This window comes from Peteryoungia rhizophila, assembly GCF_004912145.1.
GTDB classification, from domain to species: Bacteria; Pseudomonadota; Alphaproteobacteria; order Rhizobiales; family Rhizobiaceae; genus Allorhizobium; species Allorhizobium rhizophilum.
On sequence record NZ_STGT01000001.1, the window covers coordinates 828,761 to 854,820 of the forward strand.

Here is a 26,060-nt window from a genome sequence, read left to right on the forward strand (position 1 = left end):
GGTGTTTCAGAGCCTCAGTGACCAGACCGTCGCATTGCTGACGACACCCGGTTCGGCGATGAGCCTGATTGCGCGCACCGGCTCGAAACCGGCTATCCTCTTGGTCCCAGCAATCCTGCCGCCATCGACGAAGATTTCGAGCGATCCGTAATCGATGAAGATGCGCAGGCGGCGGGCGCCGGCAGCTTTTGCAATGTAACGCGGTCCGGACGGTTCGTCAGAACGATCGAGATAACCGTGCAGGATCTCCAGTCCCTCGTCATGCTGAGCAATGGCGAGACGGATTTCGGGGTGATCGAATTCCAACCGGAACGCGCCTCCCGCTTCCGAGAGTTCGAAGGCGATCTCGGCGGCCCCGGTAGGAAGACTAACCGACTGGCCGCTCGACAAGCGCGTTCTGTCGAGCATGCGGGCGCGCAGGCTTTCGGCGGCACCGATCGGCGGCGTCAGCAGCGTGTCGCCCTCCAGAACCAGGGTGCGCGGCAGGGTCATGGCCGAGGGAAAATCGATACTGGGTCCGGTATCGGCCCAATTGCCGAGCCAGCCGATGCCAACCGGCGTTCCCCCGTCGACAAACGCCTGGAAGGCATAATTGTCCGTGCCGAAATCGAGTTCCCGCCCGAAGGATTTGGCGAAGCTTCGACCATCGAACCAGCCGATGTCGATCATGGTCAGGTTGCGCCGGCCCGTATCCTTGTCCTCGCCATTCATCAGGCCGTAGATCAGCGCCCAGCGGGTTGCGGGGTCGCGATAGTCCCCGCCGATGGGCAAGAGGCAGGGGCATTCGAGCGCCGAGGTCTCAAAGCGGGTTTCTGTGTAGAGTTTGCCGACATAGGTCCAACCACCAGCTGCCGTATTGTCTTCCGTCTCATAGAGCAGGATGACGCCGCCCCCTTCGCTCTGGCTGCCGAGCAGCATCTTCCAGAGCCCGTCCGGCCCTCGAAAAACGTAGGGATCGCGGAAATCGAAGGTGAGCCCTTCGCCATCGGGGCGCCGCGGCAGGAAGACCTCGGCGGCGCCGGCACTGAAAAGATCCGTCGAGGTGGCCGTCAGCTGGATCTCCTGCTCCGGGGTTCGGTCGGCAATCTTTTCCGTGAAGAAGACCCTGATGCCCGGACCATCGGGGCGCGCGATCGCCGAGCCCGAAAAGGCGCCACCACGCTTGTCGGGCCTGACACTCAGTTCCTCCGAGGGAAAGAGGAAAACCGGCAAGTGGCGCCAGCGCAGGTAGTCGGAGGAGACGGCATGGCCCCAATGCATGTTGTTCCAGATCCGGCCATGCGAATAATGCTGGTAGAAGAGATGGGGTCGTCCGCCGAAGCGGCCGAAGCCGTTGGGGTCGTTCATCCAGCCGAAGGGCGGGCGGAAGTGATAGCCGTCGGGCAAGTCTGGTGGCTCGTTGGCCGGGTTGGTATGGATCACCGTAATGCCCGTCTCCAGCACATCTGATGGCGTGAACCAATAGGCGACAGAGAGCGACGTCGCCGCCATGTCATAGGCCAGCGTCACCGTTCCGCCGCCGAAGACCTGGTAGATGCGGAAGGAGTTTTCCTCGGCATTGACTGCCTGCACTTCACCGAACTTGCCGTTGACGCTGTAGAAGGAGACAGCCCCGGACTCATCCGGTGTCACCGCCTTCAGCCACAAATGCAGCACGGCATTGACTGGTAGATCGACGTCAATGGCCCTGTGGCCGTCCGGTATGCCGTTGGCGGTCGTCATGCGCATCTCCTTCGTCTCGTCGCCAGCGCTCAACGGGAGGAGGCGCGGGCCTGTTCCATTCATAGCTGTCACAGAGGCTTCAGAAAACCGTCACTGCAGTTTCATCCGACGCACCTATTGCGGCGGGAACGATACAGAAGATCGGAGCCCTGCTCATGCGTCTCGCCGTTCCCGCCCTTGGACTGCTGCTCACCCTCGTCACCGGGGCTGCCAGTCTGGCGCCCATTCCGCCATCCAATCGCGCGGCCCTCATTCACGAACGGCTGACCCAGGCCAACCTCAACCGTGATCATGTCATGGTCGTGGCCCATCGTGCCGGCTGGAAGAAAGACGGCGTCACCGTTCGTGCCGAAAACTCCTTCGCGGCGATCGATCATGCCGTGTCGACAGGTGTGGAAATGGTCGAGCTCGACGTCCGCCGTTCCAAGGACGGCGTTCTGGTCATCATGCATGACGAAACACTTGACCGTACCACGACCTGTCGCGGCAAGGTCGCAGAGCAGACGCTCGCCGAATTGAGGCCTTGTCAGCTGGTTTTAGAAGGACAGCGCATCCTTACCGATGAGCATGTCTTCACGCTGGAAGAGGCGATGCTGCATGCGCGTGGGCGCATCCTCATCAATATCGACAACAAGCTGGAGCCGGAGGCGCTCGTCGAAGTCACCGATCTCGCTCGCAGCCTCGGCATGGCAGATGGCGTGCTGCTCAAGCTCGCCGTCTGGAACGCGGAGCGGCTACAGCTTGCCCGCGACATCCGCCGCGCCATTGGACCGGATGTCGCCTTCATGCCGATTCTGGCCGATGATGCCGTGACGGAACCGTCCTTTATCGACCGCACGCAATCGGCGCTGGACGCCCCGGCGGCTGAACTCGTCCACTGGTACCGCGACGCTGCTCAGCCGCTGACCCCGAATGGCGGCCCCCTGCTCTCGCCGCTCGCCCGCGCCACTGCCGTCCGCAACAACACGCATCTGTGGATCAACACCTATCCCATAGCAGACCGTCCCGAGGGCATGGTTGCCGGTGGGCGCGGAGACTATTTCGCACTCGCGACAGGGCGTCCGGAGGAAGTCTGGGGCTTCTTCGTCGACCGCGGTGTCACCATCATCCAGACGGACGAGCCTGAAGCAGTGATCGCCTGGCTCGAGCGCGAGGGACTGCGGCGTCCGTACGACCTGACGAACTGAGCAGGTCCATCAACATTTTGGCCAAAGACAGAAAAGGCGGCTCGAAGCCGCCTTTTTGAATTCATTCAGATACTTTGATCAAGCCGCCTTGGCTGCCTCACCATAGGGATCGAAGCGGCCGTAGAAGGTCTCGCCCTTGGCAGCCATGTCCTTGAGCAACGGCGTCGGGGTGAAGTGAGCGCCGTAATCCTTGGCGAGGCGTTCGCAGAGGCTTACGAAGGTCTTCACGCCCATGCCGTCGATATAGGACAGGGCACCACCGGTGTAAGGGGCAAAGCCGAAGCCGAGGATGGAGCCGACATCGGCTTCGCGCGTGTCGGTGACGATGCCTTCCTCGACGGTGCGGGCGGCTTCGAGCGCGATGGTGACGAGGAACCGTTCCTGCAGCGTCTTGACGTTGACGTCATCCGGCGTCTGCTGCGGATGGAGATCCTTCAATCCCGGCCAGATGTGCTTCTTGGCGGGCTTTGCCGGGTAGTCGTAGAAGCCCTTGGCGTTCTTGCGGCCGAAGCGTTCTTCCTTCTCGACCATGCGGGCGACCAGCTCCATGTGGCGCGGGTCGACGGCCTTTTCGCCGAGGTCGGCGACGGTGGCCTTCAGGATCTTGTAGGACAGATCGATCGCCACTTCGTCGTTCAGCGCCAGCGGCCCGACCGGCATGCCGGCGAACTTCGCGGCATTTTCGATCATGACCGGCGGCACGCCTTCGATGAGCATGTTGTAGCTCTCGGCCATGTAGCGCAGTACGCAGCGGTTGACGAAGAAGCCGCGCGTGTCGTTGACGACGATTGGGGTCTTCTTGATCGCGGCGACGTAATCGAGGGCCACGGCCAGCGCCTTGTCGCCGGTTGCCTTGCCGAGGATGACTTCGGTCAGCATCATCTTCTCGACCGGCGAGAAGAAGTGGATGCCGATAAAATCGACCGGGCGCTTGGAGTTTCCGGCGAGACCGGTGATCGGCAGCGTCGAGGTGTTGGAGGCGAAGATCGCGCCTTCCGGCAGGACGGCCTCGACCTTTTCGATGACGGCCTTCTTGACGTCGCGGTCCTCGAAGACGGCCTCGATGACGAGGTCGGCATCGGCGAGAGTGCCGTAATCGTCAGACGGCGTGATCAGCGCGAGCAGCTTTTCACCCTCGTCCTTGGTCAGCTTGCCTTTACCGACAGCACCGGCAACAAGACCTTCCGAATGGGTCTTGCCCTTGCCGGCGGCTTCCATGTCACGGTCGATCAGCACAACATTGATGCCGGCTGCGGCCGTCACATAGGCGATCGAAGCGCCCATGAAGCCAGCGCCAACGACGCCGACCTTCTTGATCTCGGACTTCGGCTGACCGGCGGGGCGACGGGCGCCCTTGTTGAGCTCCTGCATCGAGACGAAGAGCGAGCGGATCATCGAGAAGGCTTCGGTGGTCTGCAGGATCTCGGTGAAGTAGCGCTGCTCGATCTTCAGGCCGGTATCGAAGGGAACCTGCAGGCCTTCGTAGACGCATTTCAGGATGGCGAGCGCTGCCGGATAGTTGCCGGCGGTTTCGCGGCGCAGAATGGCGGAGGCGGCAGGCCAGAGCTGGGCTGCCGCCGGCGTCCAGATGCCGCCGCCGGGAACCTTGAAGCCCTTTTCATCCCAGGGGGCGACCGGCTTCAACCCGTCCTTGATCATCTGCTTTGCGGCGTTGATCAGTTCGCCGGGCTCGACGACCTGATGCACCAGGTTCATCGCCTTGGCGCGGGCTGCCGTTAGCGTCTGACCCGTGGTCATCATCTGCAGGGCGTCCTGCGTGTTGGCAAGACGAGCGACGCGCTGCGTGCCGCCGGCGCCGGGGAAGATGCCAACCTTGACTTCCGGCAGGCCGATCTTGACCGACTTGGCGTTTGAGGCCACGCGGCCATGGCAGGCGAGCGACAGCTCGGTCGCGCCACCCATGCAGGTGCCGTTGATCGCCGAAACCCACGGCTTGCCGTTGGTCTCGATCTTGCGCCAGAGCCAGGTCATGCGACCGGCAGCGTCAAACAGCTTCTTGACGGCGGCGGCGGGGTCCTTCGCCTTTTCCTCTTCGAGCATGGAGAACATGCCCTTGATCATGGTGAGATCGGCGCCGCCGGAGAAGCTCGACTTGCCGGAGATGAAGACCACGCCCTTGACGTCGGCATCGGCGACGGTCTGCTCAAGGATCTTCTCGATCTCGTCCATCACCTCGACGGTGAAGACGTTCATCGACTTGTCGGGCATGTCCCAGGTGACGAGGGCAATACCGTCTGCGTCGGTCTCGATGGTAAAATTCTTGTAGGTCATGTTGGGATTCCTCTTCCCTGAAATCTTTTGTCGCTCAGAAGACGCCGAGAACGAAACACAGCCAGGTCACCAGTAGGCCGAGAATGACGACGCTGAGCCAGAAGGTGATGCGGTTGGAAAGGACATCCTTTTTGGCAAGGATCGGAGGCCCCTTTTCGGCGGCCTCTTTCATGTCGCTTTCGATCTTTCTCAGCTCGAAGTACCGTTTGTTCTCGTTGTGGTGACCGGCCATGGTGTGGTCCTCAAACGCGCTCGATTACCGTCGCCGTGCCCATGCCCGCACCAATGCAGAGCGTGACCAGCGCGGTGTTCAGATCGCGGCGTTCCAGCTCATCGAGCACCGTGCCAAGGATCATCGCGCCGGTCGCACCGAGCGGATGGCCCATGGCGATCGCGCCGCCGGCGACGTTCATCTTCGAATGGTCGACGTTGAAATGCTGCATGAAGCGCAGGACGACGGCGGCGAAGGCTTCGTTCAGTTCGAACAGGTCGAAGTCGGAGATCTTCATGCCGGTGCGCTTCAGCAGTTTTTCCGTGACGTCGACCGGACCGGTCAGCATGAGCGCCGGATCGGAGCCGATATTGGTGAAGGCGCGAATGCGGGCGCGGGGCTTGAGACCCATGCTCTCACCACCAGCCTTCGAGCCGACGAGAACGGCGGCAGCGCCATCGACGATGCCGGAGGAATTGCCGGCATGGTGGATGTAGTTGATGCGTTCGATTTCCGGATGGGCCTGGATGGCGACGGCTTCGAAACCGCCCATTTCGCCAGGCATCTGGAAGGAAGGGTTGAGGCTTGCCAGCGACTGCATGTCGGTGCCGGGGCGCATATGTTCATCGCGGTCGAGAATGACGAGGCCGTTGCCATCCTTCACCGGGATGACGGACTTGGCGAAGTTGCCGGCAGCCCAGGAGGCGGCGGAGCGCTTCTGGCTCTCGACGGCATAGGCGTCGACGTCGTCACGGGTGAAGCCATACTTTGTGGCGATCAGATCGGCAGACACGCCCTGCGGCATGAAATAGCCGGGGAAGTTGACCGAGGGGTCCATGTACCAGGCGCCGCCGGACATGCCCATGCCGACGCGGGACATGCTCTCCACACCACCGGCGATGACGATGTCGTCCGAGCCGGCCATGACCTTGCCAGCGGCAAAGTTGATGGCATCGAGGCCCGAGGCACAGAAGCGCGAGATCTGGATGCCGGGGGCGGCGAAATCATAGCCGGCCTCGAAGGCGGCGGCCTTCGGAATGACAGCGCCGGCTTCCATGACGGGATCGACGCAGCCGAAGATGATGTCGTCGACGGTCGAGGTGTCCAGGCCGTTGCGGTCGCGCAGCGCTTCCAGCGTCTTGGCGGCCAGACGAGGGGTCGGCACTTCGTGCAGCGATCCGTCCTTCTTGCCGCGCCCGCGGGGCGTGCGCACATGGTCGTAAATGAAGACTTCAGTCATGGTTTCTCTCCCTTGGGCGCCAGGAGCGCCGGAATTTCACTGTCCTTTGCCTGCCGCTATCTGGGCAAGACGAGGCCGCATCCTCGGGTCAACCCTCCCCCTTGTGGGGAGGGTCGGAGCGCAGCGACGGGGAGGGGTTAACCCTCAAAGCCCCCTCCCTAACCCTCCCCACAAGGGGGAGGGAGCAGGTCGCGCAATCAAAACGCTTCGGCGGCCATTTCCATCAGGCTGTCGGCACCGGTCTCAATACGGGCCTTGCGCAGTGCCGTCTCCGGCATGACCTTTTCCATGTAGAAGCGGCCGGTCAACAGCTTGTTCTTGTAGTAGTCGGCGTCACCAGACCCCGCAGCCAGATTGTCGTTCGCGGCCTTGGCCATCTTTGCCCACATGTAGCCGAGCACGACGAGGCCGAAGAGATGCATGTAGTCCGTCGAGCCGGCACCGGCATTGTCGGGCTTGGCCATGGCGTTCTGCATGAACCACATGGTCGCCGCCTGCGCGTCGTTCAAGCCCTTCTTCAGGCTCTTGGTGTAGGCGCTGAGGTTTTCATCGGAGCGGTTTTCCTCGCAGAAATCACCGATTTCCTTGAACAGCGCCATCACGGCACGGCCGCCATTCAGGCCGAGCTTGCGGCCGACGAGGTCGAGCGCCTGGATGCCATTGGCACCTTCGTAGATCATCGCGATGCGGGCATCGCGGACATACTGGCTCATGCCCCATTCTTCGATATAGCCGTGGCCGCCATAGACCTGCTGGGCCATGACCGCATGGTCGAAGCCCTTGTCGGTGAGCACGCCCTTGAGGATCGGCGTCATCAGGCCGAGAATGTCGTCGGCCAGCTGCTTTTCAGCCGCATCGCCGGAACGGTGGGCGATGTCGGACTTCAGCGCCGTCCACAGCGTGAAGGCGCGGCCGGCTTCGTTGAAAGCCTTGATGGTCAGCAGCGTGCGCCGGATGTCCGGATGCACGATGATCGGATCGGCCTTCTTTTCCGGCGCCTTGGCGCCCGACAGAGACCGACCCTGGATACGCTCGCGGGCATAGTTTGCGGCGTTCTGGTAAGCGATCTCCGAGATCGACAGACCCTGCAGGCCAACGCCGAGGCGGGCCTCATTCATCATGACGAACATGGCGGCCAGGCCCTTGTTCTCGGCGCCGATCAGGTAACCGGTCGCCTCGTCATAGTTCATCACGCAGGTGGCGTTGCCGTGGATGCCCATCTTGTGCTCGATGGCACCGCAGGTGACGGTGTTGCGGGCGCCGACGGAGCCGTCGTCGCCGACCATGAACTTCGGTACGATGAAGAGCGAGATGCCCTTGGTGCCCTCGGGCGCGCCTTCGATACGGGCGAGGACGAGGTGGATGATGTTGTCCGCCATGTCGTGTTCGCCGGCCGAGATGAAGATCTTCTGACCGGAAATCTTGTAGGAGCCGTCGCCGTTCGGAACCGCCTTGCTCCGCAGCAGGCCGAGATCGGTGCCGCAATGGGGTTCGGTGAGGTTCATCGTGCCGGTCCAGACACCCTCGACCATCTTCGGCAGGTATTTCTGTTTCTGCTCGTCGGAGCCGTGCTCAAGGATCGCGGCGACCGCGCCCTGGGTCAGACCCGGATACATCATCAGCGCCATGTTGGCGGAGGACATGTATTCGCCGACGGCCGAATGCAGGACGTAAGGCAGACCCTGGCCGCCGTATTCGGCCGGGACTGCGAGACCGAGCCAGCCGCCCTGACAATAGGCGTCATAGGCCTGCTTGAAGCCCTTCGGCGTCTTGACCGAGCCATCATCCGAACGGGCGCAGCCTTCCTGGTCGCCAGAGAGGTTGAGCGGGAAAAGCTGCTCTTCCGCGAGCTTGGCCGCCTCACCGACGATCGCCTCGACCATGTCGGGGGTCGCGTCCTCGAAGCCGGGCAGGTTGTTGTACCGCTCCAGGCCAAGCACGTCGTTGAGAATGAAAAGCGTGTCGTTCACAGGGGCCTTGTAGACAGGCATCGGTCATCTTCCTCCAAAGACTTCGGTTCCGACGGGATCGGACTGTTCTGGCTTATACAAATAATTGACGTGCGCGTAAACGTCAAAATTTTCGATCGCGGCATTTTCGCCCGCTCCCTGCACGACACCCTCCCCTTCGCCAAACTTCCAGACGCCGCTTGCGCGGGGCAGGAGAGTGGCTTCGCCAATGGGTGCTTCTTCATGATTTTCAGCACATGATTAACGGCTTGTTTACCATGTTTCATGAATGGTTGCGTTTGAAAGCTGGTGATCCATCCGTGATTCCGACGTCGCCTGCGCGCTGCAACGCAAAGCGCCCGACCGAAGCGAAGATGGACCACCCGGACGCATTCGGACGGCATGACCCGCCCGGCATCATCGAAGCGAGCAGAACCATGAACGGATCGCGATCTGAGACGCAAAGGCCCGGCAGCCCATCCTCCCTGGATGCGTTGAGTCGCACCATCGAGGGGCTCGAGGCGCGGATCGAAGGGCTGATCGGCCAGCAGGCCGCCCGCAGCCGCGGGGCGGACGAACCGGTGTCGCGCGCCCTTCCCGGCCGCCGTGCCGACGACGCACCGCGCAGCGATCGCGATCAGCGCCCCGATCCGTTGGCTGAAATCCGCCAGCGCCAGCGTGCACTCGAAGAAAGCCGCGCCCGCAGCAGTGATCGCAGCCTCTACAGCCGAAGCGAAGAACAGGCTCCGCGCGCGCCGATGCGCCAGCCTCTGCCCCCGCTTTCCGATCCGCAGCCGACCTATCAACCGCGCCCCGCCGTTGCGGCGGCACCGGCTGGTCGCGAGATCGCCGAAGCGCTGAGCGGCCTGCGCAACGAACTCAAGCAGGATATCGCCGAAAGCCTGTCGCGCGAGATCTCCGGCTTGCGCAACGAGATGCGCTCCATCCTCACCCTGGCCGAAGAGAGCCGTCCGCAGGACGACATGCGCCGGGACATCGCCCGGCTCGCCGAAAGCCTCCAGCGGCTCGAAGGCGTCAAGGCTCCAGGCACAGACGGGCTGCGCCAGGACTTCAACGAGCTGCGTTCGCTGATGGACGGTCTTGCGCGCGAGGATTCCGTGCGCCGCATGGAACGTCGCTGGGACGACGTGGAAGTGCGACTCGACGGGCTGGACACCGGCGCCATGCGCGACGAAATCATCCGCATCGCCGACCGGTTGGACGATATCAAGGCCCAGCTCGGTGGTATGGGCGACACGCGCGCCATCCGTGCGCTCGAAGAAAAGCTCATCACGGTCGCGGCAGCACTCGAGCATATCGGCGCCCATATCGACCCGAACGAGCGCATGGTCATGGAGCATTTCTCCTCGCTCGACATGCGCCTCGACGAAATTACCCGGGCGATCGCCGCCGGCAGCCGCAACAGCGGCCCGGGCAACGACCCGGCTACCTTCCACCGCCTGGAAGAACGGCTCTCCGGCCTTGCCCGTCAGATCGAGGGGATTTCGGAGCAGCGCGCGCCGCAGCACGACGCCTCGCACGAGATGGCGGAACGGCTGGAGCTGCTCACCGCACGCATCGAACAGCTGTCGTCGGAACAGGGTGCCGCGCGTCTCGAAGAGCGCCTCGACCAGATGTCCTACATGCTGGAACGGGCGCAGAAGCCAGTGCCGGCCCCGGAACTCACCGGTTATCTCGCCGATATCTCGCGCAAGATCGACGCGTTGGATGGCGGCGCCGGCAACGACCGCCTTGCTGACCGCCTGGAATTCCTTGCCCAGCGGATCGAGGACCTGGATGCACCGCAGCCGGTTGCCATGATCGACGACAGCGCACTTCGCAATCTGGAAGACAGGCTGAATGCCGTGGTCGACCGGCTGGAAGAGACGAGCACGACAGGCCCCGTCAGCGGCGAAAGCGCCAGTCTCAAGGGCCTCGAAGACCAGATTGCCCATCTCTCCGCTCTGATCAGCCAACCGTCGCCGCAGGATCCCGAGGTCACGGGTCGGATCTCCGCGCTTGAAGACTATGTCGCGACCAGCGACGAATACATCATTGAGGCCGCCCGCCAGGCGGCCGAGACTGTCATGGCGAACTTCTCGCATCGTTTCCCCGCGGGCAGCCAGGCAGCGTCAGCGGATATTTCCGCGCTGACGGCGCTTTCCGAGCACCTGAGGCAGCTCGAAGACCATACGCGCCATTCCGAGGAACGCACCCACCGCACCTTCGAAGCGCTGCACGACACGCTGGTGCAGATTGCCGGACGGCTGGATGAACTGCATCATCTGGGCCAGCCCCAGGAGGCGGTGCCGCTCTTTGCCCAGGCGCCGATCGCCCCGGCGCAAGCCGCACGCCCGGCCGAAAGCTCGACCCCCGTGGCTCCGCAGGCGCCGCGCATGGTCGCAGAGCCGGCAGCGGAGGCCATGCATCCCATCGATCAGGAGCTGCTCGCCGCAGCCGATGATTTTGCCCAGACCATGACCGCGCTGCCGGTCATCGATGCCGCACGCGAAAAGAAGGCGCCAAAGCCGAGCCTGCTCGCTGGCCTTGGCAAGAAGCTGATGCCGGGCAAGAAGGCCCCGAAGGCCCCTGCAGAGGCGCGCCAGACCGTCGATACCGCCCCGTCGATCGACCCTGTCGACGTGCTTCCACCCGACGACGCCAACGAATTGCTGGAGCCAGGCTCGGGCGCACCCGACGTGCGCAAGATCCTGGAACGCGTCCGCGCCAGCCAGCAGGCCGCGAAAACCGGCACATCCACCGAGGACAATGGCGACAGGACCGATTACATCGCCGCCGCCCGCCGTGCCGCCCAGGCCGCAGCAATGGAAATGGACCGCGCCCAGAAAACGACGCCATCTGCCAACAAGGCTATGTCCGACGCGAAGGCCAAGTCGAAGTCGGCCGGCCCATCCCTCTTTGCCCGCTACCGCCGTCCCATCCTGATGGCGGTCGGCGCCATCCTGCTCGCCGCCATGGCCATGCCTCTGGTCAATACGCTGACCCGGGGTGAAGCGCCGCCGGTGGTCGAGGACATCGCTCCGGCCGAGACCAGCGAGATCGCTCCCGCCGACCAGCCGGCGGATACCGCACTCCCGGCAACTGCCGCGGTTGACGCAAACCCCGCAGTCGCCACAGCGAGCAGCGATGCTCCGGCTGAATCGCAAGAAGACCTCGCAGCCACGCTCCCGGCGTCCGTACCGGATGTATCGTCTGCTGCCCCCGTTCAGGCCAGCGGCGCTGCACCGGTCAGCGCCTTGATGGCGCCGGTGTCGAACACGCCTGCACAGAGCCTCGAAACGCCCGCCTCCGCGCCGGTCACCGATACGATTGCGTCGGCGCAACCGCAGACGGCAGAAGCGTCCAACGTCGTGGTCGCCGAAGAGGTCACGGCTCAGGCTCCCGCAGCGGACATCGTCGTTCCCGCAGACATCACGCCGCCCTCGCTCTCCATCGCCGCCAAGAACGGCGATCCGCTGGCGCTGTTTGAAATCGGCGCGCGCTATACCGAAGGTCGCGGCGTGAAGAATGATTTCGCCGAAGCGGCCAAGTGGTATCGCCTCGCGGCCGACAAGGGGCTTGCACTTGCGCAGTATCGTCTCGCCAACTTCCTTGAGAAGGGGACAGGCGTCGCGCCCGATATCGACGCAGCGAAGCGTTATTACGAGATGGCGGCCAATGCCGGCAATGCCAGCGCCATGCACAACCTCGCCGTCATCTACGCCTCCGGCAAGGATGGCGCTCAGGATTACGCCAAGGCCGTGGAATGGTTCACCAAGGCCGCCGATCACGGCGTTTCCGACAGCCAGTTCAACCTCGCCATCCTCAGCGCACGCGGCAACGGAACATCACCGGATCTCGTCACCTCCTACAAGTGGTTTGCGATCGCTGCCAAGGGTGGCGATACGGATGCCGCCCAGAAGCGCGACGAAGTGGCCAATGCGCTCAAGCCCGATCAGCTGGAGCGCGCTCGCGCCGAGGTCGATCTCTGGAAGCCCAAGGAACTGAACCCCGACGCCAATTCGGCCAATACGCCGGATGAATGGGCGGGCAAGGGCCTCAAGACGGCCAGCGTCGATATGAAAAAGGCGATCCGCAACATCCAGGCGATCCTGAACAAGAATGGTTTCGATGCCGGTACGCCGGATGGCCTCATGGGTGCCAAGACGGTCTCGGCGATCAAGGCTTTTCAGACCTCTATCGGCCAGCAGCCGACCGGTCAGGTGACGGACAAGCTGGTCACGGAGTTGCTCGAGCGCAACAAATGATGCGACTGCCATAAAAGACCGCGCATGAGGCTCTATGAGGGGGCTCTTTAATTGACTTGGCAGCCTCTGAGGCGCAAGAAAGAATTCGAATGGTAACAAGTGCGATCAAGGACTTGCGGCCGTCCAGCATGAGAGTCAGCAAGGGCTCATAGGCCCGATAGCGACCGCGCCAGAGAGCGCGGATTCCTGCATTTGAGGTCCTGACGTGACGATCTATCTGCCGATCGCCGAGTTGTCGGTCAACGTGTTCATCATCCTCGGCATGGGCGCGGCTGTCGGCTTTCTCTCGGGCATGTTCGGTGTCGGCGGCGGCTTTCTCATCACCCCGCTCCTGATCTTTTACAACATTCCGCCCGTGGTGGCCGTCGCGACCGGCGCAAACCAGGTGGTCGCCTCCTCGGTCTCAGGCGCCATTTCGCATTTCCGGCGCGGAACGCTGGACATGAAGCTCGGCACGGTCCTGCTCATAGGCGGCCTCGTGGGAGCGACGATCGGCGTCTTCATTTTCTCCTGGCTGAGGCGCCTCGGCCAGCTCGACCTGATCATCTCATTGCTCTACGTGGTCTTCCTCGGCACGGTCGGCGGACTGATGCTGGCGGAAAGCCTGCGGGCGCTCCGTCGTGCGGCGCGCAACGAACCGGCTCCCCTGAAGCGACCCGGCCAGCACAACTGGGTGCACCGCCTGCCCTTCAAAATGCGCTTCAAGAAGTCGAAGATCTATCTCAGCGTGATCCCGATCCTGGCGCTCGGCTTCGGTATCGGCATCCTGACCTCCGTCATGGGTGTCGGCGGCGGCTTCATCATGGTGCCTGCCATGATCTATCTGCTGCGGATCCCGACCAATGTCGTTGTCGGGACCTCGCTGTTTCAGATCATCTTCACCACCGCCTACACCACGATCGTACAGGCCGCGACGAACTATTCAGTCGATATCGTGCTCGCCTTCGTGCTGATGGTGGCCGGCGTCATCGGTGCACAATATGGGGTCCGGGTTGGACAGAAGCTGCGTGGCGAACAGTTGCGCGCGCTGCTGGGTCTGCTCGTGCTGGCCGTCGGCGTGCGTCTCGCGATCGAACTGGTCGTGACACCCGACGATTTCTACTCGCTGGCAATCGGAGGCTGACATGAGAACGCGCCTCCTCGCCCTCATGCTTTCCGCCTTCATCGGCCTATCGGTGCCGGCCACAGCACAGGATCCGCTGACCTCGCAGCTTGCCGAAACCGAAGGCCTCGACATCGGCACGTCCACCAGCGAAATCGCCATCACCTCCGACTTCTCCGGTGCTGATCTCACCATCTTCGGTGCGCTCACCAATACCGACCAGCTGCTGCTCGCCATCGGCCAGTACGACGTGGTCGTGACGCTGGAAGGCCCGCGCGACTGGACGACCGTGCGCCGCAAGGAACGCCTCTTCGGCATCTGGGTCAATCGCACGTCGCTGACCTTCGAACAGATGCCGATCTCCTATTCGCTCGCCAGTACGCGGCCGGTCGAGGAGATCGCTGCGGACGACCTTCTGACCTCGCTCGGCATCGGCATCGATCACCTGGCGCTGACCCCCACCGGCTTCATCAGTAATGCCGCCAATCTCGGCGAATTTCGCGATGCGTTCCGACGGCTGAAGCAAACAGGCGGTCTCTACCAGCGCGACACGGGCGGCGTGCGTTTCGTCTCATCGAGCCTTTTCAAGGCGACGCTTCGCCTGCCGGCCAATATCCCGAACGGCGTTCACATGGTGCATGCCTATCTGTTCAAGTCCGGGCAGTTCATCACGGAAAGAGAACTGCCGCTGCGCGTGATCAAGACTGGTCTCGAGGAAGCGATCACCGAGGCTGCCCACGAGCAGCCGCTGGCCTATGGCGTCTTTGCCGTCGTGCTGGCGTTGATCACCGGCTGGGCCGCGAGCCTGATCTTTCGCAAGGATTGATTGTCAACCGGTGGCCATGCGCGCCTTGACCTCGAGATAGGCATCCGTCAACTCGCGCAAGACGTCACGGGCACCGGCCTTGCGCACGGCTCCCAGATGGATCACCCTGAGTTCCTCCATGAAGGCATCCCAAAGACCGGGACCACCACGATCGAGAATTTCCGCACGAATTGACAAATCCTCGCTGACCGGACGATGTCTCCTGCCCCAGGCGCCTATCGCAGCGAGCAGCGGGACGAGCTGGATTGCGGGCTCCGTCAGGCTGTAGATACCTTTCTGCCTGTGCGTCGGGTCGTCCGCCCGGGATAACAGCCCATGGGCGACGAGGCGCTTCAGCCTATCAGCCAGAATGTTCGAGGCGATACCTTCTTCGGAATTCTGCAGAAGCTCCCGGAAATGGCGTCGATTGCCGAACATCACATCACGGATGACGATCAGGCTCCAGCGATCGCCGAGCACTTCCAGCGTCAAATTGATGGGGCAGCCCGAGCGTTGCGATGTCATTCCATGCTTCCCAAAACCGATTGCGTCTTGCCATCAGATGCGATAGCGATCAACCAGTTTCAATATGCAATCGGTTTGGGAGGATTGAGATGCGTAAGCTGGTTGGCTGGAACCTCATGTCGCTGGACGGCTATTTCGAGGGCGAGACGCCTTGGGACCTGTCGTTCCACCTCACCGTCTGGGGCGAGGATCTGCGCCGATATTCGCTGTCACTGGGCGAAGAGACCGATTTCATCGTCTTCGGCCGCAAGACCTATGAAGGCATGGCCGCCCATTGGCCGGAAACGACGGAAGAGCCCGAGATCAAGGCTTACATGAACGCAAAGCCCAAGGGCGTCGCCAGCCGAAGTCTGTCGGAGGCGCAGTGGAACAACACGCGCGTGCTGTCAGATGCCGTCTCCGACCTGCAGGCAATGAAGTCGCAGCCGGGAAAGACCATCTTCGTCTTCGGCAGCGCGGATTTGCAGCACACACTCTTGGAAGCGGGACTGATGGACGAGGTGCGGATTTGCCTGGCCCCTGTCCTGCTCGGAAAGGGCAACCCGCTGTTCAAACCTGGCAGTGAAAAGATGCTGGCATTGCTTGAAGCACGTCCCGTCGACACCGGTGCCGTGATCCTGCGCTATTCGGTCAACGCACGTTAGATTGCGGGCTCAGCCTAGAAGATTACCGTAACGGACCGAATAGATCCGATCGCGGCCGAGAAGGTGGGCGATCAGGTCGGCGCGGACGAAGATGCCGGTGAAGGCCTTGTGGCGCAAATCGAGCCCACCCGTGGTCACGCCGAAGGAGGGCATGATCATGCGCAGGCCGTCGCTTGCAAAACACGGGCGACGGACGGATTTTTCGCGCCGGCGGACGGTGGCGGACGGGTGGAGATGGCCTGCCACTTCGCCTTTGCCATGGGCGAGCGAAGGTTCGTGGCGGAAAGTGAGGCCGGCGAGTGAAAATACATCCATCGACTGACCGGGCAAAGCCGTCGTGCCGTCAGGATCGTGATTTCCGTTGATCCAGACCAAATCGCGTCCACCGGCAAGACCAAAGATCATCTCGCGAAACAGCGTCGGCATCAGGGCCGAGCCGACACGGTCGTGGAAATTGTCGCCGAGACTGATGATCGTCGCCGGCTGGTAGCGGGTCACCACACTTTCCAGCAGGCGCAGCGTGGCCAGTGTGTCATAGGGTGGCAGCAATTGCCCGCGGCGTGCAAAAGCCGCGCCCTTTTCGAGATGCAGGTCTGACACGATGAGCGTGCGATGGTCAGGCAGGTACATGGCGCCGGTGAGATCACAGACGGCAGCCACGCCCGAGAGCGCGATCTCGGTCGTCGTCTCCACTGTCTCGATCGGCGCGAGGCGCCCGGCCATCATACCCGTCATGTCTTCATTCCGCAGGCTCGGGCCTCGTCATAGCCGCTCCGCGTGATTCACGCCATGGCTTCCGCGATCAGATCGTCCGCCGCCATGGAAAGAACGTGTTCCTGGGCCTCGCCCGCCACCGGCTCCTTGCCGATCTCCAGCATCACAGGAACGGCGAGCGGCGAGATCTGGGTGAGGCGCTTGTGCAGGATATGACCCTTGATTCGCTCCAACATATCGGCAAGGCGGGCAATGTCCAAAAGTCCGGCGGCAGCATCCTGTCGCGTTGCCTGCAGCAGAATATGGTCCGGCTCGTGGCTGCGCAGCACGTCGTAGATCAGGTCGGAGGAAACCGTTACCTGTCGGCCGGATTTCTCCTTGCCTGGATGGCGCTGCTCGATCAGGCCGGCGATGACGGCGCAGTTGCGGAAGGTGCGCTTGAGCATGAAGCTCTCGTCGAGCCAGGTTTCGAGATCGTCACCCAGCATGTCCTGGTCGAAGAGGTCTGCGAGGCTGAGTGCTCCGCGCGCGATCAGGGAGCCCATGTCCTCCAAGGCCCAGATCGCGAGGGCATAGTCGGTTGCGACGAAGCCGAGAGGCTTGGCGCGCATGCGCTCCAGCCGACGGGTGAGCAGCATGCCGAGCGTCTGATGCGCAAGCCGGCCCTCAAAGGCATAGATCACCATGTAGAAGCGCTCGCCGCGCGGGAAGGTCTCGATCAGGAGATCGCCGCGCTTTGGCAGAACCGACTTCTCCGCCTGCAGTGCCAGCCAGTCGCGCACCTGGTCGGGCAGGCCCGTGCGGCGGGTGGGATCATCCAGCATCGCGCGCACCTGTTCGGCGAGATAGGTCGAAAGCGGGAACTTGCCACCCGCATAGGCCGGGATCTTCGGATCCATTGAAAAGGCATTCGAGACGAGGCATTCGTTGTCTCTGATGCCTTCGAAGCGCAGGACCTTGCCCGAGAAGAGGAAGGTATCGCCCTGGGTCAGCTGCTCGAAGAAATACTCCTCGACCTTGCCGAGTGTCATGCCGCCGCGGCCTATCGAGCCGAGATGATTGCGCTTTACGAGCCGGACATTGAGCATCGGCATTTCGACGATGGTACCGAGATTGAGACGATACTGCTGAGCGACCTGCGGGTTCGAGACACGCCATAACCCGTCCTTGCGACGGCGGATGCGGGCATAGCGCTCGTAGGTGCGCAGGGCATATCCGCCGGTGGCGACGAAATCGACGATCCTAGCAAAGGTCTCGCGCGGCAGGGCGGCATAGGGAAGTGCCGTCGTCACTTCGCGGAAAAGCTCCTCCTTGTCGAAGGCATCGGCGCAAGCCATGCCGAGCACATGCTGGGCGAGCACATCGAGCGAACCTTCGCCGACCGGCGGGGTATCCTGGGCGCCGATATAATTGGCATCGAGTGCCGCCTGGCATTCCATGACCTCGAAGCGATTGGCCGGCACCAGAATGGCGCGCGACGGCTCGTCCATGCGGTGATTGGCGCGGCCGATGCGCTGGGCAAGGCGCGAAGCGCCCTTCGGCGCGCCTACGTGGATGACCAGATCGACGTCACCCCAGTCGATGCCGAGATCGAGGGTCGAGGTCGCAACGACTGCACGCAGCCGGTTTTCGGCCATCGCGGCTTCCACCTTGCGGCGCTGGGAGACGTCGAGCGAGCCGTGATGTAGCGCGATCGGCAGATTGTCGTCATTGACCGTCCAGAGCTCCTGGAAAAGCATCTCGGCCTGGGAGCGCGTGTTGACGAAGAGAAGTGTGGTCTGAAAGTCCTTGAGGACCTTGTAGACCTCGGGGATGGCATAATGCGCCTTGTGCCCCGACCATGGAATGCGCTCATCCGTTTGAAGGATGGTGATGTTGGGCCGCGCGCCCCCTTCGACCGTGATCAGACCGGCCGCCGCCTCGCCGGCTTCCGGCTGGGCGACCAGCCAGCGGCGCAGGTCCATGGGCTGTGCCACCGTGGCCGAGAGGCCGATCGTCTTCAGGCCAGGAGCGAGTTTCCTCAGCCGCGTTAGGCCCAGCGACAGCAGATGGCCGCGCTTGGAAGTCACCAGCGAATGCAGCTCGTCGAAGATGACGTAGCGCAGGTCCTTGAAGAAGCGCTCCGCGTCCGAGTGGGAGATGAGCAGCGCCACCTGCTCCGGCGTCGTCAGAAGGATATCCGGCGGATTGGTCTTCTGCCGCTGACGCTTGTGAGCCGGTGTGTCGCCGGTGCGGTTCTCGATTGTGATCGGAAGCCCCATCTCGGTGACGGGCTTCATCAGGTTGCGCTCGATGTCGACGGCGAGCGCCTTGAGCGGCGAAATGTAGAGCGTGTGGATACCGGTGAAGGCCTCGCCCGGCTTCTTGCGGCCACGCTCGGTGAGTTCGGTGAGCGACGGCAAGAAGCCGGCCAGTGTCTTGCCCGCACCGGTCGGGGCGATCAGCAGCAGGCTTTCGCCGCCGTCGTCCCCGGATCTCGCGCGGGCCAGCAGCTCCAGCTGATGGTCACGCGGCTGCCAGCCCTTTTCGCCGAACCAGCGTAGGAAGGGGGCAGGCAGAAGGGCAAGGGCGGAATCAGCTGTCGTCACCGCCCCAAGGTAGTGGACGGGCGGGGAAAGAGAAGGGGCGAGAGAGACCTTAACGCAGCGCGATATACCGATCCGAGCGGTGGTTGATTGCGAGGAAGAGGTTCAGCACGACGGCCCCGATCACAGAATAGAGCACCACCGAAGGGCTGACGACAGCAAAAGCGAGCACCATGACGCAGAGGTCGAAGGCGAGCTGGACAAGGCCGGCGCGGATTCCGAAACGGTCCTGGATGTAGACGGCCAAAATGCCGAGACCGCCGAGGCTGGCGCGGTGGCGGTAGAGCGCCAAGAGGCCGAAGCCGAGCAGCAGGCCGCCGAGGATCGCCGCCCAGACCGGCGCAATGCTCTGAATGACGAGGAAACGGCTTTCGATCTCGACGATGAAGGAGGTGAAGCCGACGGCGACAAAGGTCTTGATGGTGAAATCGACACCGACGCGACGGAGCGAGAGGATATAGAAGGGCAGGTTGAGTACGAAGAAGAGCAGACCGAAGCTCCAACCGCTCCAATAATGCAGGACGAAGGCCAAGCCCGCCATCCCGCCCGTGAGCAGGCCGACCTGGGCGAGGAAATAGAGGCCAAGTGCTGCGATCAGGCTGCCGGCCACGAGGCCCTGAAGATCTTCCGCCGGTGTGTGGCGGGTCGGGTTCGAATTCCAGATTCCCAGCATGCTCGTCAACTGCGCCATGTCACGTCTCCAGAAAGTGATCGCCGAGCCCAAATGGTACCCGAGATCCCCTGGAAAACAAGGTCGATAGGTCAGTAAAGCTGACCTATGAAGCGATTCGCAAGAAAGCTGCTCTTCAGCCCGTCCGGCTCGCAAGAAACAGAATGCCGGAGACCGGTTTTCCGCCATCCATGCGAATGGTGGTGCGGGTCAGAACGAGGACATCGAAGCTGTTTTCGGCAAGGCGCTGCCGCACATGGCGTTCGGTGTGGGCATAACGCAGGCTCGGGGCCAGCAGATAACCTTCCCCCTCGCCCGCGTCTTCGACCGAAAAGGCGAAGAGTGCGCCCGGCTTCGACAGCCGCGCCGCAAGCGCAAAGGCATTGGCGAGGTCACCGAGATACATCAGCACGTCGGCTGCAGAGACGAGGTCGGCACGGGCTTGGGCAAGCCCCTCATCGAAGAGGCCCGAGCCTGACGGATCGAGCGAGAGATCGGCTTTGGCGAGGAGGTCGTAGAGGCCCTTTTCCTCGGCCTTGGCCAGCATGTTGACAGAGAGATCGAAACCCTCCAGCCGGGCGGCCCTGTCACCGATCTCGGCGCCGAAAAGGCCTGTGCCACAACCGAGATCGACGGCGTTCTCGAAACGCCTTGCATCATGATCAGCAATCAGCCGCGCAAGCTTCGCCGGGACAGTATACGCGAGCCGCTCGACGAGGGCCGTATCAAAGCGGTCGGCATAGTCGTCGAACAGTGCTTCAACATAGCGAGACGGTGGCTGGTCCGGGACGTCTTCGGCGCCGAGCAGGGCCAGCTTCAGCCGTGCTCCGAAGATATCCTCGGGATTGAGATCCAGCGCGCGCCGCAAGGCCGGCACGGCCTTCTCTGGTAGACCCGCCTTCTCGGCGTAATCTGCCAGCCGCACGAGACCAGCCGGCCAGTCAGGCACGAGCTCCAGCGCCTGCTCCATCAATTCCACGGCTGCCTCATGTTCGCCATTCTCGGCAAGCATTCGGGCGTAATCGGCACGGCGGTCGGCGATGACGTCGCCGGACGAGAACTGCGTGGGGTGCATCGGAGAGTTTCCTGGCGCCTTCCAGCATGGAGTAGGCGCGCGGTCTTGACCGATCGCCGGAAAAAACTCAAGTCCTATCACAAGCCCCTGCTTCGCAGGCTTGCAGGGTGGGGTGACCGCGCCCATATCAGCGGACGACAACAGGAGACCTGCATGGCTGATGGCATCAATCAATTTCTCGGCGACACTCCGGGCCGCACGCTCGTCAAGCTGATCGTCGTATCGCTCATCGTCGGCTTTGTAATGTCGATCTTCGGGCTGGATCCCATGGATCTGCTGAACGGTATCCGGCACTTCATCCTCGACCTCTGGTATACGGGCTTCGATGCACTCGGGCGGGTCGGGCAATATCTGCTGATCGGGGCCACGGTCGTCATTCCGGCCTTCATTCTGCTCCGGCTCTTCGCCTCCCGGAACTGAACCGCCAATGTCGAACATCACCCTGCCCCGTCGCCGGCTGATCCTGATGTCGGCCGGCCTCCTGACCGCAGCGATCGCCGGCTGCCGCTCGACCGACATCCTAAATCCTGACGATGGCCAGTCGCGGGCCGAGACCACGGCAGCACTGCCCATGGTCAATCGGCTTCGCCAATCGCGCAGCCTGTCATCGCTTTCGCGCAGCCGGCCGGCAGAGGTTGCGGCGATCGCGCAGGCGAAACGCATGGCACGGGCCGGCGAGATGTCGCATCTGATCGGCTTCAACGACAGTTTTGGCGCCAGGATGAAGGGCCACGGCGTGCCCTTGCCGGCAGCCGAAAACATCGCTGCGGGCCAGGACAGCGTCGAGCGCGCGGTGCAGGCCTGGATCGATTCCAAGCGGCATCTCGACAACATGCTTGGCGGCTTCAACGGCCTGGGCGTCGCCGTCGCCTGGGATTCCTCTTCCGGCAACCGCCCCTACTGGGCCATGGTGCTATCGGCCTGAGTGATTCTCCTGCTCCGGTCCCGACCGGAGCAGTTCATGCACAGCCCTCTATCCTCCCCCTCCCGGCCCATCGTGGTCAGCCACCGTTCCGTGCTCGCGATCGCGGTGCCGATGACGCTCGGTTTCGTCACCACGCCGCTGCTCGGCCTCACCGATACCGCCGTCGTCGGGCGAAGTGGCGATGCGGCCCAGCTCGCAGGGCTTGCGATTGCGGCTGCACTCTTCGACCTGCTGTTTGCGAGCCTGAACTTCCTTAGGGCCTCGACGACCGCATTGGTTGCGCAGGCACAAGGGCGCGGGGAAACCTCCGAACTCTTTGGCGTCTTCTGGCGCTCGATTGCGCTGTCGCTCGGCTTCGGCCTCATCATCCTCGTCGCCTCCCCCGCCATCGTCGGCTTCGGGCCAGCGATGATGGGGGCAGACGGCGGTGTGCAGGCGGCGGCCGCGACCTATATCGGCATTCGCATCCTCGCCGCCCCGGTGACGTTATCCAATTTCACCCTGCTCGGCTTCGTGCTCGGACGCGGGCTAGGCTCCATTGGCCTTGCCCTGCAGATCTTGCTCAATGGCGTCAACATCGCCATGTCCATCCTGCTCGGCCTCACCTTCGGCTACGGCATTGCCGGCGTCGCCTGGGGCACGGTCATCGGCGAAGTCGTCGCCATGCTCGCTGGCTTTGCCTTCGTCTTCTGGCGCTACGGGCGGGCCGCCGTCCCCCAGGTCTCTATGGTGACCGACCGCCCGAAACTGATGGCACTCTTCCGGCTCAATCGCGACATCCTGATCCGCACCTTTTCGCTGATCACGGCCTTTACCGTCATGACCCGGATCGGAGCGGGCTTCGGAGCCGTGACGCTGGCTGCCAATGCTGTGTTGATGAACTTCTTCATGATCGCGAGTTTCTATCTCGACGGTATGGCGACGGCGGCAGAACAGATCACCGGCGAGACGATCGGTGCCCGGCAGCGCTTTGCCTTCCAGCGCGCCGTGAAGCTCACCGGCCTCTGGTCCTTCGGCCTTGCCATCCTCAGCGTCGCCTTCTTCCTGATTTTCGGCAACGCGATCGTCGGATTCATCACCACTGCCGGAGACGTGCGCAGCACTGCCGAAACCTATCTCGTCTACGCGGCACTGACCGCGCTCACCGGCGCGCTCGCATTCCATATGGACGGTGTCTTTATCGGCGCGACCTGGTCATCGGACATGCGCAACATGATGCTCGTGGCGCTGGCGGGTTATCTCGCCAGCGTCGCCGTGCTCGTGCCGCTGTTTTCCAATCACGGGCTCTGGATCGCGCTCAACGTCTTTCTTGGACTGCGCGGCCTGCTTCTGCTTCTGCGGCTGAAACCGAAGACCGATCAGACCTTCACTGACAGCCAGTGATCCAGACTGGTATCGCGAAGCTCGCGGATGTTGGCGACCGTTTCGCGATCAAGCAGGGTCGACAGACCTTTCACGATACGCCCCGGCAGTGCCGGCCCCGCATAGACCATGCAGGAGTAGAGCTGCACGAGGTCGGCACCGGCGCGGATTTTCTCCAACGCCGTTTCCGCCGATGAGATGCCGCCGACGCCGATGATCGGCAGGTTGGGACCGACACGCTTGCGCATGCGGGCGAGTACTGCGGTCGACTTGTCGAAGAGCGGCGCGCCAGATAGGCCACCAGCCTCTCCCGCGAGCGCAGCATCGTTCAGTCCTTCGCGCGAAAGCGTGGTGTTCGAGACGATCAGACCGTCGAGATCATGCGCGGCTGCGACCTCGGCGATATCATCCATGCCCTCTTCAGTCAGGTCCGGCGCTATCTTCAGGAAGACCGGCAGCCGCTTGCCGGCACGCAGGCCTTCTTCCGAGCGGGCGGCGAGCACGGCCGAGAGAAGCGCGTCGAGGCTCTCCTTGGCCTGCAGGTCGCGCAGGCCGGGCGTGTTGGGCGACGAAATGTTGGCGGTGAAATAGGTGGCGACTGAATAGAAACGGCGAATGCCGGCCACGTAGTCCGCGATGCGGTCCATCGCATCCTTGTTGGCGCCGATGTTCACGCCGACGATACCCGGGCGGTTGCGACGGGCGGTCAGCCGGTCCAGCGCTGCGGTGTGGCCTTCATTGTTGAAGCCGAGACGGTTGATCACGGCATTGTCGCGCTCCAGGCGAAAGATGCGCGGCTTCGGATTGCCGGCCTGCGGCTTCGGCGTCAACGTGCCGACTTCGGCGAAACCGAAGCCCAGAGACAGCAGTGCATCCGGCACTTCGGCATTTTTGTCGTAGCCGGCTGCCATGCCGAGCGGGTTTGGAAAGCGAATGCCGGCGACGGTCTGGACGAGACGCGAATCCGCGGGCGTCTTGCAGGCCGGCACGAGGCCGGTCTTCAGCGCTGCAACCGAAAGCCCGTGGGCGGTTTCGGCGTCGAACAGAAAGAGACCTCGGCGACCGAGGGAAAAGAGGTCGGACATCAGCGCTTCTCCTCGGCCATGGACGGAAAGATATGGAGCCCATCATCTCCGAGCGGGAGGGGCTTTTCCCAGATCACGGCATCGAGCGGCAGATCAGCATAGAGATGGGGAAAAAGTTCGCCACCGCGGGAGGCTTCCCATTTCAGTGCTTCACCGAAGACCGTGGCGTCGACTGCGACCAGCAGGAGACCCGCCTGCCTGGCAAAATGCAGCCGCGCGGTCTCGATGGCTTGGGCGGCGGTGGAAAAATGGATGTAGCCATCCTTGAGATCGATAGCAGCCCCCTTGAAAAGGCCTGCGGCACGGGCCTGCTGCCATAATTCTCGCGGAACGATCTTGTATATAGTCTTGTCCAAGGTCCGGTCTCTCCCAGATCATGAGGGTCGAGGCGGGTTTGCCGCAAACGCGGACAAAAGTCCACGCCCGGCGAGACGGACAGCAGGAGGAGTCAAAGATGGCGATCCGCAAAATCATAATGACAGCCCTGACGGTCACGGTTCTGTCGTTCGGACATTCGGCCGCAGAGGCGCAGCAGCCCAGCCAGGATCGCTACAGTCTGGAAAGATCCGAAAGCGGTTTTGTGCGGCTCGACCGTCAGACGGGTGCCGTCACCCTCTGCACCGAGGCCGAGGGAACGCTGACCTGCCGGATGGCGGCCGACGAACGGGCGGCCTATGACGAAGATCTCGCGCGGCTCGAAAAGCGGATGGAGGCGCTGGAAAAGCAGATCGCCGGCGGGACGGCGGCCAAGAGCGGCGATTTGCCCAGCGACGCAGAGATCGACCGCTCGATCGGCATCATGGAGCGCTTCATGCGCGCCTTCTTCAACCTGGTGCAAGAGTTCCAGGGCGAGGAACAGCGAACAGAACCAGGGACAATTCCCGACCGGACCTGACGTTCGTCAAGACCAATTCTCTCATTCGTTGCACGACCATTGTCTAGCGGCTCGGCAAGCGCTAAAAGGACTGCACGCATCCGTGCGCAATATGACATCGCTCTTGGGAGGGGGCTTTGACATGGCTGAATCCACTTTCATCATCGCCGACGACCATCCGCTGTTCCGTGGCGCCCTGCGCCAGGCCGTGAGCGGTATCGATGGCACGCAAACGATCATCGAGGCCGGCGATTTCGAAGCCGCGCGCAAGGCAGCGGCGAACCATCCAGATGCCGACCTGATGCTACTCGACCTCGCCATGCCCGGCGTCTCCGGATTTTCGGGGCTTATGGCATTGCGGGCCGAATTCGCCAGCCTGCCGCTGGTGATCGTGTCGGCGACAGACGACCCCGTCACCGTCCGTCGCGCGCTCGAGCTCGGCGCCTCCGGCTTCATCTCGAAATCTGCCGGTATCGAAGAGATCCGGGCCGCCATGCAGTCCGTGCTCGAGGGCGACATTGCCACGCCGGCGAGCTATCATGGGGGCCAGGAAACCGATCCTGATGTCGCCGACCTCATCAATCGCCTTCGCACGCTGACACCACAGCAGAGCCGCGTGCTCGGCATGCTGGGAGAAGGCCTGCTCAACAAGCAGATCGCCTATGAGCTCGGCGTGTCGGAAGCGACGATCAAGGCGCATGTCTCCGCCATCCTCCTGAAGCTCAAGGTCGACAGCCGAACCCAGGCCGTGATCCAGCTGGGCAAGATCAACATGGCCATGGTCGCCTGATCTCCTGACGGCTAAAGAGGATTTTATTCCTTTTT

The 26,060-nt window shown here is 62.8% G+C and carries 22 protein-coding genes; 10 read left to right on the forward strand and 12 right to left on the reverse strand.

What is annotated here, in order from left to right:
• Positions 1-6: 6 nt before the first annotated feature.
• Positions 7-1,722 carry a GH32 C-terminal domain-containing protein gene (locus tag E9677_RS03845; RefSeq protein WP_136556744.1) on the reverse strand — a complete coding sequence of 572 codons (1,716 nt, stop codon included), beginning with the start codon at positions 1,720-1,722 and terminating at the stop codon, positions 7-9.
• 155 nt (positions 1,723-1,877) lie between these two features.
• On the opposite strand from E9677_RS03845, the gene E9677_RS03850 reads away from it, so the two are divergent.
• Entirely contained in the window at positions 1,878-2,909 is a 1,032-nt protein-coding gene (locus E9677_RS03850) for a glycerophosphodiester phosphodiesterase family protein (RefSeq protein ID WP_136556745.1), read from the forward strand.
• 78 nt (positions 2,910-2,987) lie between these two features.
• On the opposite strand, the gene E9677_RS03855 is transcribed toward E9677_RS03850, so the two are convergent.
• The 4 genes from E9677_RS03855 to E9677_RS03870 form a co-directional block, all read right to left on the reverse strand.
• Positions 2,988-5,201, reverse strand: a complete 2,214-nt coding sequence (locus E9677_RS03855; RefSeq protein WP_136556746.1) for an FAD-dependent oxidoreductase — start codon at positions 5,199-5,201, stop codon at positions 2,988-2,990.
• 34 nt (positions 5,202-5,235) lie between these two features.
• Positions 5,236-5,433 carry a hypothetical protein gene (locus E9677_RS03860; RefSeq protein ID WP_136556747.1) on the reverse strand — a complete coding sequence of 66 codons (198 nt, stop codon included), beginning with the start codon at positions 5,431-5,433 and terminating at the stop codon, positions 5,236-5,238.
• Between the two features lie 10 nt (positions 5,434-5,443).
• On the reverse strand, positions 5,444-6,652 hold the full coding sequence (locus tag E9677_RS03865) for an acetyl-CoA C-acetyltransferase (protein WP_136556748.1): 1,209 nt from the start codon (positions 6,650-6,652) through the stop codon (positions 5,444-5,446).
• 197 nt (positions 6,653-6,849) lie between these two features.
• The gene (locus E9677_RS03870; protein WP_136556749.1) at positions 6,850-8,643 is read right to left on the reverse strand and encodes an acyl-CoA dehydrogenase C-terminal domain-containing protein; all 1,794 of its coding nucleotides are present in this window, start codon (positions 8,641-8,643) and stop codon (positions 6,850-6,852) included.
• Positions 8,644-9,038: 395 nt separating this feature from the next.
• Between E9677_RS03870 and E9677_RS03875 the strand changes: the two genes are divergently transcribed.
• The 3 genes from E9677_RS03875 (at position 9,039) to E9677_RS03885 (ending at position 14,797) form a co-directional block, all read left to right on the forward strand.
• Complete coding sequence (locus E9677_RS03875; RefSeq protein WP_136557189.1) at positions 9,039-12,869, forward strand: peptidoglycan-binding protein; 3,831 nt, start codon at positions 9,039-9,041, stop codon at positions 12,867-12,869.
• Between the two features lie 205 nt (positions 12,870-13,074).
• Positions 13,075-13,992, forward strand: coding sequence for a sulfite exporter TauE/SafE family protein (locus E9677_RS03880; RefSeq protein ID WP_136556750.1), 918 nt, complete (start codon positions 13,075-13,077; stop codon positions 13,990-13,992).
• A gap of 1 nt (position 13,993) precedes the next feature.
• Complete coding sequence (locus tag E9677_RS03885) at positions 13,994-14,797, forward strand: TIGR02186 family protein (protein WP_136556751.1); 804 nt, start codon at positions 13,994-13,996, stop codon at positions 14,795-14,797.
• Positions 14,798-14,800: 3 nt separating this feature from the next.
• Here E9677_RS03885 and E9677_RS03890 read toward each other — a convergent pair whose 3' ends face one another.
• Positions 14,801-15,301 carry a winged helix-turn-helix transcriptional regulator gene (locus E9677_RS03890; protein ID WP_136556752.1) on the reverse strand — a complete coding sequence of 167 codons (501 nt, stop codon included), beginning with the start codon at positions 15,299-15,301 and terminating at the stop codon, positions 14,801-14,803.
• A gap of 89 nt (positions 15,302-15,390) precedes the next feature.
• Between E9677_RS03890 and E9677_RS03895 the strand changes: the two genes are divergently transcribed.
• Positions 15,391-15,945, forward strand: coding sequence for a dihydrofolate reductase family protein (locus E9677_RS03895; protein WP_136556753.1), 555 nt, complete (start codon positions 15,391-15,393; stop codon positions 15,943-15,945).
• Between the two features lie 9 nt (positions 15,946-15,954).
• On the opposite strand, the gene pdeM is transcribed toward E9677_RS03895, so the two are convergent.
• The 4 genes from pdeM to E9677_RS03915 all read right to left on the reverse strand — a co-directional run bounded on the left by pdeM (position 15,955) and on the right by E9677_RS03915 (position 20,989).
• Positions 15,955-16,671 carry a ligase-associated DNA damage response endonuclease PdeM gene (gene pdeM / locus E9677_RS03900; RefSeq protein ID WP_136557190.1) on the reverse strand — a complete coding sequence of 239 codons (717 nt, stop codon included), beginning with the start codon at positions 16,669-16,671 and terminating at the stop codon, positions 15,955-15,957.
• A 56-nt stretch (positions 16,672-16,727) separates the two neighbouring features.
• The gene (locus E9677_RS03905; protein WP_136556754.1) at positions 16,728-19,247 is read right to left on the reverse strand and encodes a ligase-associated DNA damage response DEXH box helicase; all 2,520 of its coding nucleotides are present in this window, start codon (positions 19,245-19,247) and stop codon (positions 16,728-16,730) included.
• 49 nt (positions 19,248-19,296) lie between these two features.
• Positions 19,297-19,935: a YitT family protein gene (locus tag E9677_RS03910; RefSeq protein WP_136556755.1), complete on the reverse strand. Its 639-nt coding sequence runs from the start codon at positions 19,933-19,935 to the stop codon at positions 19,297-19,299.
• 115 nt (positions 19,936-20,050) lie between these two features.
• The gene (locus tag E9677_RS03915) at positions 20,051-20,989 is read right to left on the reverse strand and encodes a class I SAM-dependent DNA methyltransferase (RefSeq protein ID WP_136556756.1); all 939 of its coding nucleotides are present in this window, start codon (positions 20,987-20,989) and stop codon (positions 20,051-20,053) included.
• A gap of 153 nt (positions 20,990-21,142) precedes the next feature.
• Between E9677_RS03915 and E9677_RS03920 the strand changes: the two genes are divergently transcribed.
• Genes E9677_RS03920 through E9677_RS03930 form a run of 3 tightly spaced genes read left to right on the forward strand, consistent with a single transcriptional unit; the run spans position 21,143 to position 23,297 of the window.
• Positions 21,143-21,409, forward strand: coding sequence for a DUF6460 domain-containing protein (locus E9677_RS03920; protein WP_136556757.1), 267 nt, complete (start codon positions 21,143-21,145; stop codon positions 21,407-21,409).
• Positions 21,410-21,416: 7 nt separating this feature from the next.
• A complete protein-coding gene (locus E9677_RS03925) occupies positions 21,417-21,914 on the forward strand; it encodes a CAP domain-containing protein (RefSeq protein WP_136556758.1) in 498 nt (165 codons plus the stop codon).
• Positions 21,915-21,950: 36 nt separating this feature from the next.
• Entirely contained in the window at positions 21,951-23,297 is a 1,347-nt protein-coding gene (locus tag E9677_RS03930; protein WP_136556759.1) for an MATE family efflux transporter, read from the forward strand.
• Here E9677_RS03930 and E9677_RS03935 read toward each other — a convergent pair.
• Both E9677_RS03935 and E9677_RS03940 read right to left on the reverse strand, forming a co-directional pair.
• A complete protein-coding gene (locus E9677_RS03935) occupies positions 23,273-24,361 on the reverse strand; it encodes a quinone-dependent dihydroorotate dehydrogenase (RefSeq protein ID WP_136556760.1) in 1,089 nt (362 codons plus the stop codon). The two genes, E9677_RS03930 and E9677_RS03935, sit on opposite strands and share 25 nt — an antisense overlap.
• Entirely contained in the window at positions 24,361-24,717 is a 357-nt protein-coding gene (locus E9677_RS03940; protein WP_136556761.1) for a DUF952 domain-containing protein, read from the reverse strand. Before E9677_RS03940 ends, E9677_RS03935 begins: the two co-directional genes overlap by 1 nt.
• Positions 24,718-24,815: 98 nt before the next feature.
• On the opposite strand from E9677_RS03940, the gene E9677_RS03945 reads away from it, so the two are divergent.
• Together E9677_RS03945 and E9677_RS03950 are read left to right on the forward strand one after the other, a co-directional pair.
• Positions 24,816-25,256 carry a hypothetical protein gene (locus E9677_RS03945; protein ID WP_136556762.1) on the forward strand — a complete coding sequence of 147 codons (441 nt, stop codon included), beginning with the start codon at positions 24,816-24,818 and terminating at the stop codon, positions 25,254-25,256.
• A gap of 121 nt (positions 25,257-25,377) precedes the next feature.
• Positions 25,378-26,025 (forward strand): response regulator, encoded by a 648-nt coding sequence (locus E9677_RS03950; protein ID WP_136556763.1) that lies wholly within the window; start codon positions 25,378-25,380, stop codon positions 26,023-26,025.
• Positions 26,026-26,060 lie beyond the last annotated feature (35 nt).